General features: G+C 64.8%; 7 protein-coding genes and 1 pseudogene. 4 read left to right on the top strand and 4 right to left on the bottom strand.

The window, feature by feature from the left end; translation table 11 throughout:
* Window positions 1-12: 12 nt before the first annotated feature.
* Window positions 13-735: an anti-sigma factor gene (locus C1D09_RS26135; RefSeq protein WP_143976959.1), complete on the bottom strand. Its 723-nt coding sequence runs from the start codon at window positions 733-735 to the stop codon at window positions 13-15.
* Window positions 732-1,271: a sigma-70 family RNA polymerase sigma factor gene (locus tag C1D09_RS26130; protein ID WP_143976957.1), complete on the bottom strand. Its 540-nt coding sequence runs from the start codon at window positions 1,269-1,271 to the stop codon at window positions 732-734. The genes C1D09_RS26135 and C1D09_RS26130 overlap by 4 nt, the downstream gene beginning before the upstream one ends.
* 138 nt (window positions 1,272-1,409) lie before the next feature.
* Between C1D09_RS26130 and C1D09_RS26125 the strand changes: the two genes are divergently transcribed.
* Both C1D09_RS26125 and argB read left to right on the top strand, forming a co-directional pair.
* A complete protein-coding gene (locus C1D09_RS26125; RefSeq protein WP_143976956.1) occupies window positions 1,410-2,906 on the top strand; it encodes an amidase in 1,497 nt (498 codons plus the stop codon).
* A 158-nt stretch (window positions 2,907-3,064) separates the two neighbouring features.
* Window positions 3,065-3,958, top strand: coding sequence for an acetylglutamate kinase (gene argB, locus C1D09_RS26120; protein ID WP_038651183.1), 894 nt, complete (start codon window positions 3,065-3,067; stop codon window positions 3,956-3,958).
* Window positions 3,959-4,058: 100 nt separating this feature from the next.
* Here the strand turns inward: argB and bchE are convergent, their stop codons facing one another.
* Complete coding sequence (bchE, locus tag C1D09_RS26115) at window positions 4,059-5,606, bottom strand: magnesium-protoporphyrin IX monomethyl ester anaerobic oxidative cyclase (RefSeq protein ID WP_143976955.1); 1,548 nt, start codon at window positions 5,604-5,606, stop codon at window positions 4,059-4,061.
* 110 nt (window positions 5,607-5,716) lie between these two features.
* Window positions 5,717-6,193, bottom strand: coding sequence for an Lrp/AsnC family transcriptional regulator (locus C1D09_RS26110; RefSeq protein WP_143976954.1), 477 nt, complete (start codon window positions 6,191-6,193; stop codon window positions 5,717-5,719).
* Window positions 6,194-6,332: 139 nt separating this feature from the next.
* Between C1D09_RS26110 and phhA the strand changes: the two genes are divergently transcribed.
* Window positions 6,333-7,169: a phenylalanine 4-monooxygenase gene (phhA, locus tag C1D09_RS26105; RefSeq protein WP_143976953.1), complete on the top strand. Its 837-nt coding sequence runs from the start codon at window positions 6,333-6,335 to the stop codon at window positions 7,167-7,169.
* A gap of 28 nt (window positions 7,170-7,197) precedes the next feature.
* Window positions 7,198-7,428: pseudogene (locus tag C1D09_RS26100) on the top strand (hypothetical protein); the annotation flags it as partial.
* Between the last annotated feature and the right edge of the window lie 13 nt (window positions 7,429-7,441).

Below are 7,441 nucleotides of genomic sequence, written 5' to 3'. Positions count from 1 at the left end.
AGATGCAGCAGGTCAGATGCCCTTCAGGTCGCCAGCGGCAACCACCGGTCCGGTCGGTTGACCCGTCGGCGAGCCGCCGGCCGGTTCCAGGCTGACGGCCAGCACCGCGCCCTGCGCCAGCTTCTGCTGCGTGGCGGGCGAGACCCCGATATGCGCGGTCGCGCCAGTCGGGATGACGCCCATCGAGACCGGAGCGTTCTTGCCCTCGATCATCCAAAGTTCGAAGTCCTTGCCCGAAGCCAGCACGCCGGAAACATGCGAAAGGCTGACCTCATGCCGCTCGGAATCATAGACGGCGAGATATCTTACGTCGCTGCCGTCGGCCGCCAGCGAGGCGACAAGCCGCGCCTGCGGCTGTTCAGCCGGCCGGTTGACATAGGGCACGGCAATATAGAGCGCCAGAGCCGCGACCGCCGCGACGGCAAGGCCGCGCCAGAAGGCGAGGCTGGACCACAGGCCGGCGCGTGCCTCGGCCGATGTGGCCGCCGTCGATGCGAATAGCCGGCGGTCGACAGCAGCCTTCACCGAAGGCGGCGGCTCGACCTGCGCATAGGCTGATGCCAACGGCGAGAGGCGCACCTCCCAGCCATCGACGAGCCGCGCGAAATCGGTCTCGGTGTCGACGCGCCTGGAGGCGATCTGCCGCTCTTCCACCGACAGAACGCCGAGAACGTATTCGGCGGCGAACAGGTCGTCGCCTCCACGTTCCGGTCCAGTGTCCTCCGCCAGTGTCATCTTTCCAGACATTCTCTCAGTTTCATCAGGCTGCGGCGCAGCCAAGTACGCATCGTGTTCAGCGGCACGCCGTGGCGCTCGGCCAGTTCGGCATAGCTTTCGCCCTTGAGATAAGCGCCCCGGACGGCCGCCGCCCGGTCCTTCTCCAACTCCTCGAGACAATGATGGATGCGCACGGATTCGTCGCCCGCCACCACCATCGCTTCAGGTCCCGGTGCCGGATCGGCCACGTCGAGCGCGGCATCGATATCGGCGGCAGGCTTGCGCCGCGTCCTGACGCGATCGATCGCGTGGTTGCGGGCGATTGCCACCAGCCAGGAGATCGGGCTCAGATCGGAGACGGCGAAACGATCCGCCTTTGTCCATATCTTGACGAAGACTTCCTGTAGCGCTTCTTCAGCATCTCCCCGGTCGTTCAATACACGAAGGCACACGCCGAAAAGTTTCGCGCTCGTCTGCCGGTAGAGCAGATCGAACGCGGCCCGATCCTTCATCGAAGTCCGGACGATCAGCTTGGTGATGTCCTGTGGCGTCATGCGCGCCAAGTTAGGCGATTGCGTTGTATTTGCAACGCCGGAAATATTCCATCTAACTAAAGTCCCGGCATGCTGGCGCAGGCTTCGATTGCCAAGCGATTGGCCGCTGGCTAGCTTGGCGGGAACGGGGAAGCGCCGATGTCGGTCGAACGGATCCTGTGGGAAGAAGACGCGACCGGCCTCGCCGGTCTGGTGCGCAAGGGCGAGTTGTCGGCGATCGAGCTGACCGAGGCGGCGATCGCGCGCGCCGAGGCCACAAGGCCTGAAATCAATGCCACCGCCGAGCCGCTCTACGAGGCCGCGCGGGCGCGGGCGAAAACCATGGACCGCTCGTTGCCGCTGGCCGGCGTACCCTTTGCCATCAAGGACCTCGGCATCGCCGTCAAGGGTGTGCCCACGCATGGCGGGAGCCGCATTCCGGCCTCGGTGCCCGACGTCAATTCGGTGATGACCGACCGCTACCTCGCCGCCGGGCTAATCCCGATCATCACCTCGACATCGCCGGAACACGGGCTGCGGCTGATGACTGAATCCAAGGCCTTCGGCATCACCCGCAATCCCTGGAACACCGGCCACACCAGCGGCGGCTCGTCGGGTGGCGCGGCGGCCCTCGTGGCCGCCGGCGTGGTGCCGGTGGCGCATGCCTCCGATGGCGGGGGCTCGATCCGCGTGCCTTCCGCCTGCACGGGCCTTGTCGGCCTCAAGACCTCGCGCGGCCGCATCCCGCTGACGCCGCTGGTCAGCGAGAGCTGGTACGGCATGGTGGTCGACCATGCCGTCACCCGCTCGGTGCGCGACAGCGCGCTGCTGCTCGACCTCACCCACGGTGCCGACTCTCTTTCACCCTATGCGGCACTGCCGCCGAAGGGCACGTTCGCCGCCGCCGCGGCGCGTGATCCCGGCAAGCTCAGCCTCGCCGTCTACCGCAAGTCGCCGCTCGGCCTGCCGATCTCGGCCGAGACGATGGAAGCGCTCGACACGGCCGTGGCGCTTGCTCGCGAGGGCGGCCACACCGTCGTGGAGATCGACCTGACCTTCATCGGCCGCGATTTCATGGCCGATTTCTGCAGGACGGTTGCTTCCGCCGTCGCCGGCATGCTGCGGGCAGAAGCGCTGCGCGTCGGCCGTCCCGTCACCGGCGACGTCGAGCGCGCCACGCGGGTGCTCGGCCGGTTGGGCGAAACGGTCTCGGCCGGTGAGATCTATGCCGGCCTGCAGCGGCTGCAGGCCGCCTCGCGCCGGATGATCGAGGACACCGCGCGTTATGACGCCGTGCTGATGCCTGTTATCGCGCATCCGCCGCTCGCCTGCGGCGCCATGGATCCGAAAGGCGCCGACGAGCTGATCGAAAACCTGCTCGACAAGCTTCACCTGACGCCCCTGCTGAAGCTGAAGCCCTTGTTCGGTCAGCTGATGGACAAGAGCCTTCTGTTCACGCACTGGCCGGCGATCCACAATGTCAGCGGCCAGCCGTCGATCGCGCTGCCGGTCCATGTCACCGAGGCAGGCCTGCCGCTCGGCATCCAGGCCGCTGGGCGCCCGGGCGACGAGGAGACGCTTTTGTCCTTCGCCGCGCAGATGGAGAAGCTTTCAGGCTGGCTGAAACGGCGGGCGCCGCTGATGGTGCCGTCATGATGACGAGGCCGTGAACGCGGCGAATATGACAGCAATGCCATTTGCCCCCCGCGCCAATTCCCGCTAAGACGCCGCCGTCTTTACCTGATGCATGTCGCCCAAAAATGTGCCCTGCGGTTTTGGGGCAACGACACGCAAGAAATCTGGGGAACCGCCCGATGACGGACATCGCCGCCACCGCCGAAATGCAGGCCGCCCTGCTGTCGCGCGCTTTGCCCTACATGCAGCGCTACGAACACAAGACCGTCGTGGTGAAATATGGCGGCCATGCCATGGGCGACATCGAGCTCGGCAAGGCCTTCGCCCGCGACATCGCGCTGCTGAAGCAGTCCGGCGTCAACCCGATCGTGGTTCATGGCGGCGGGCCGCAGATCGGCGCCATGCTGACCAAGATGGGTATCGAATCCAAGTTCGAGGGCGGTCTGCGCGTCACCGACCAGAAAACCGTCGAGATCGTCGAGATGGTTCTGGCCGGCTCGATCAACAAGGAGATCGTCGCGCTCATCAACGCCGAGGGCGAATGGGCAATCGGCCTCTGCGGCAAGGACGGCAACATGGTCTTCGCCGAAAAGGCGCGCAAGACCATGATCGACCCCGATTCCAACATCGAGCGCGTGCTTGATCTCGGCTTCGTCGGCGAGCCGGTCGAGGTCGACCGCACGCTGCTCGACCTCCTGGCCCGTTCCGAAATGATCCCGGTGCTGGCGCCGGTGGCGCCCGGCCGCGACGGCCATACCTACAACATCAACGCCGACACTTTCGCCGGCGCCATCGCCGGCGCCTGCAAGGCCTCGCGCCTTTTGTTCCTGACCGACGTGCCCGGCGTGCTCGACAAGAACAAGAAGCTGATCGACGAATTGACCGTCGCCGAGGCCAGGGCGCTGATCAAGGACGGCACGGTCTCGGGCGGGATGATCCCCAAGGTAGAGACCTGCATCGAGGCGATCGAGCGCGGCGTCGAAGGCGTCGTCATCCTCAACGGCAAGACGCCGCATGCGGTGCTGCTCGAACTCTTCACCGAACACGGCGCCGGCACGCTGATCGTGCCCTGAGCGGTGCCTTCGTCGCTCGCGGCTCAGGCGGGCCGCGCAAGGCGCGCGACGACCTTTATCTCGAAGTCGTCGCGTATTTTGCGAGAGAGCGGCGAGCCGGTCAGGCGCCTGGCGAAATCGCTATGGCGGCTTCGGCCGAGTTGCGCGGGGTGCGTGCGACGGCCATCGATTCCTCCTCGGCGTCCTGCGGCGCGCCCCAGAATTCGGCAAGCGTCGGGCCGGCCTTCACCCTGCCATCGCGAGCCAGAAATCCCCAGACCTCGCGGAACCAGACGCGGCGGCCCATTTTCGTGTACCAACGCATCGAATGCCGCTGCTCGGGATCGGGGTGGAACAGGATGCGCGCCAACGCTTTCGGCCGCGACTGCACGGCAAGTTCGATGAGCTTGACGCTGAAGAACAGCATCCATGGCTTCAGCCGCGTCATCTCCAGCACCTGGTGCTTGTAGTCCCACAGCCGGGCATCTTTCTGGATGACCTTGCGGTCGCGCGCGATGCGGAAGAACGGCGTCCAGCGGTGCGGCGTCACATAAAGCGCCTGGATCTGGTCGGGGTCATAGGCGATGAGCTGGCGAAAGCCGCGCCACAGGTCGCGAAACCCCTCATCCTCGAAGCCGGCCACCCAGGTCGCCATCGACAATATGCCGTGCCTCCGTAGCAACCTTATCGCCTCGCGGTCGGATGAGGTGCTGCCGCCCTTGCGGATCAATTGCAGCGTCTGCTCGTCGGTGTTTTCCATGCCGAGCAGCCAGCGGATGACGCCGGCCTTGCGGTAGAGATGCAGGATGTCGGCGTCGCGCACAATATCGTCGGCGCGGGTCGACCCGACGATCAGCACCGGCACGTTCTCGGCGATCAGGGCCTCGAGAAAGGCCCGCCACGCCTTCTTCGAAACCGTCGGGTTCTCGTCGGCGAGATTGACCAGCTCGACGCCGTGTTCGCGGTGCAGCCGGGCGATCTCCTGCGCGAACCTGCTTGGATCGCGATGCCGCCAGCGGGTCCAGAAACCGCGCTGGCCGCAATAGTTGCACAGATGCGGACAGCCGCGTGAAAACTGCATCACCACGGCGCGTTTGCCGCCCCAGTAACTGTACCGGCGGTGGTCGATCAGCTCCCAGCCGACGCGGTAGGCGTCGAGATCGGCAATGGCCATGGCGGCCTGCGTGGCGAAGGGCCGGCGCAGATCGTCGCGAAAGGCGATGCCGGCGACGCTCGCCGGCGGCTGGTGCATTTCCAGCGCCTCGACCAGCGCCACGACGGTCGCTTCGCCCTCGCCGCGCACGATGAAGTCGAAGACGTCGGTCGCAGTCAATATGTCGCGCCAGTGATAGGTCGGGAAGACGCCGCCATAGATGACAATGGTCGCCGGCTCGCGCTCCTTGATCATCATGGCGATCAGCACGGCGGTCGGGTGCGCCGAGGTCGAGCCGGAATGGCCGATCAGGACGAAGTCCGGGAAATCATGCAGAGCGTCGCGCACCACCTTGTCGACCGGCATCGGTCCGAATTCGGCATCGACGAGCCGCAAATCATGGCCGGCGTCGATCAGCGGGCCGCCGATCGCCAGCAGGCCAAGCGGCGGCAGATGATCGTCCGGCACCCGGCTGCCGATGGCGGTGTGCGGCGGATTGATCAGGACGATTTTCATGGCGGACCTCCGAGAGATGGTCCGCCCATGCTGGCCGGCGATCTAGCCGCCCGCTTGGCTCGTTTCAGCAGTTTGCGTGCAGCTTTTCCCCAGAAGCGCTGGGGCAGGCGCTACTTTCTCAAATGCGTGAGCGGCACGTGGCCAGGACCCTTGATGTTCTGCAGCACGAGCTGGGTGTGGACGTCGCGCACGCCGTCGAGCCGCATCAGCCGATGCATGACGAAGGCGTTGAGCTCGTCGACTGAAGGCACCATCACATGCAGCAGGAAGTCGTGATCGCCGGTCATCGTCCAGCACGAGGACACCTCGTCCATGCGCTGCACCGCGGCAATGAACTTTTCCGGCGAGCCGTCGCTGTGGCTGACCAGGCGCACCTGGATGAACACCTCGACCATCAGGCCGACCGCGCGGCGGCTGATCACGGCGGCAAAGCCCTTGATGATGCCGGCATCCTGCAGCGACTCGAAGCGCCGCGCGCATGGCGTCGTCGACAGGCCGATCTCTTGCGCCAGTTCGGAGACGGGCTTGCGCCCGTCGCGTTGCAGCAGATCGAGCATCTTGATCTCGAAGTCGTCAAATTGAGGCATTTTCACTCCTGCAATGGGCATTGTGAGTGAATGTTATCCCGAATACCCCTGACGAGCCATGATCAGAACCAAATTGCCTCGGCAAATGCGGTTACCCTCCTGACACGTCTGCCATTGCCGATTTGCGAGGAGAAAAACCATGACGACGATGAGTGTTGCCGAATATGCCCGCGATTGCGCGGCGCAGGGGTTGCGCGGCGACTATTCGGTCTGCCGTGCCGATTTCACCGTGGCCCAGGGCTATGACTACAGCGATGAGGAACAGGCGGTGTGGCGCAAATTGTGCAATCGCCAAACCAAGCTGACTCGCAAGCTCGCCCATCATTCCTATCTCGACGGTGTCGAAAAACTCGGCCTCATCGACCGCATTCCCGACTTCGACGAGGTCAGCACCAAGCTGCGCAAGCTGACCGGCTGGGAGATCGTCGCGGTGCCGGGCCTCATCCCCGCCGCTCCCTTCTTCGACCATCTCGCCAACCGCCGCTTCCCGGTCACCAACTGGCTGCGCACCAGGCAGGAGCTCGACTACATCGTCGAGCCGGACATGTTCCATGATTTCTTCGGCCACGTGCCGGTGCTGTCGCAGCCGGTCTTCGCCGACTTCATGCAGATGTATGGCAAGAAGGCCGGCGACATCATCGCGCTCGGCGGCGACGAGATGATCACCCGGCTCTACTGGTACACGGCCGAATACGGCTTGATGCAGGAGGCCGGCCAGCCATTGAAGGCCTTTGGCGCCGGTCTGATGTCGTCCTTCACCGAGTTGCAGTTCGCCGTCGACGGCAAGGACGCCCATCACGTGCCTTTCGACCTCGAAACGGTGATGCGCACCGGCTACGAAATCGACAAGTTCCAGCGCGCCTATTTCGTGCTGCCGTCCTTCGACGCCTTGCGCGATGCCTTCCAGAATGCGGATTTCGCGGCGATCGTCGCCCGCCGCAAAGGCCAGCCGGCGCTGGACCCGGCGACGGTCTAGCTCGACTGAATGGCGGCGCAACGCCGCGGCCATCGAGAACGGCTACCCCGTGAAAATCCTGGAAGGAGAACATGCTTTCTGGGAGACACTCGTCGTCATCGCTGAGAAGAAGGATCATGAGTGGACCGCAAAGGTCGCAGCCATCATCATCGGGATGAAAACGGACGGCACACTCGCCGCGCTGACCATGAAATGGTACGACAGGACCACAGCGCCAAGTGAGTTCATTCCACCGGCTGCCCCCGGCGGCAGGCGGTGATACCTCGTCCACC

Origin of the sequence: Mesorhizobium intechi (assembly GCF_002879535.1) — a bacterium.
In the GTDB taxonomy this organism is placed as follows: Bacteria; Pseudomonadota; Alphaproteobacteria; order Rhizobiales; family Rhizobiaceae; genus Mesorhizobium; species Mesorhizobium intechi.
The sequence above is the reverse complement of the archived record's forward strand: the minus strand, read 5'-3'. Positions and strand labels throughout refer to the sequence as shown.